This is a genomic window from Flavobacterium salmonis (genome assembly GCF_903819435.1).
GTDB classification, from domain to species: Bacteria; Bacteroidota; Bacteroidia; order Flavobacteriales; family Flavobacteriaceae; genus Flavobacterium; species Flavobacterium chungangense.
Genome location: NZ_CAIJDP010000027.1, coordinates 1 through 652, shown reverse-complemented (window position 1 = coordinate 652; position 652 = coordinate 1). Strand labels below are relative to the sequence as shown.

At 39.1% G+C, this 652-nt stretch carries 2 tRNA genes; both read right to left on the bottom strand.

Going from position 1 to position 652, the window contains the following annotated elements:
• Window positions 1-378: 378 nt before the first annotated feature.
• Window positions 379-464: transfer RNA gene (locus FLACHUCJ7_RS00150), tRNA-Leu, on the bottom strand.
• Between the two features lie 5 nt (window positions 465-469).
• Window positions 470-542 (bottom strand) — tRNA-Phe (locus FLACHUCJ7_RS00145).
• Between the last annotated feature and the right edge of the window lie 110 nt (window positions 543-652).

The following is a 652-nucleotide window of genomic DNA, read 5'->3' as shown; positions in this document are numbered from 1 at the left end:
AGAAACATTATGGCTCTTATGGATATACTCACTCACATAAAAATAATAAGAAAAAAAACGAAGCAGAGCTTCGGGGAATTAAACCCTTAGAGATTAAAACATTTTATCTTTTTTAAATACTAATTTTATTATGGGGAGTCCCCATTATAAAAAGGGACTTCCAAACTTACCGCTTATAAGCCCCTTTTTATAATGTGGTGGGGCTATCCAGGCTACTTCGGCAGCATCTTCCTATCCCTCTCCCAACTCCGTTTTAATCACAATATTTCAGTTAGCTATAAAGCCATAATCGTTTAGTGTATATCTCATCCTTTTGATTATTTAAAAGCTATCATAAAATAAAAACTCCAATCAGCCATAGCCAATTGGAGTTTTCAGTACTCAGAGCGGGACTTGAACCCGCACGAACATTTCTGTTCACTGGATTTTAAGTCCAGCGTGTCTACCAATTTCACCATCCGAGCATTTGTGGTACCTCCAGGGATCGAACCAGGGACACATGGATTTTCAGTCCATTGCTCTACCATCTGAGCTAAGGTACCTCATTTTAAAAAAAAAACCCTGTTTCATCAGAAACAGGGTTTTCAAAAGAAAGGCGACGACATACTCTCCCACATAACTGCAGTACCATCTGCGCAGGCGGGCTTAACTA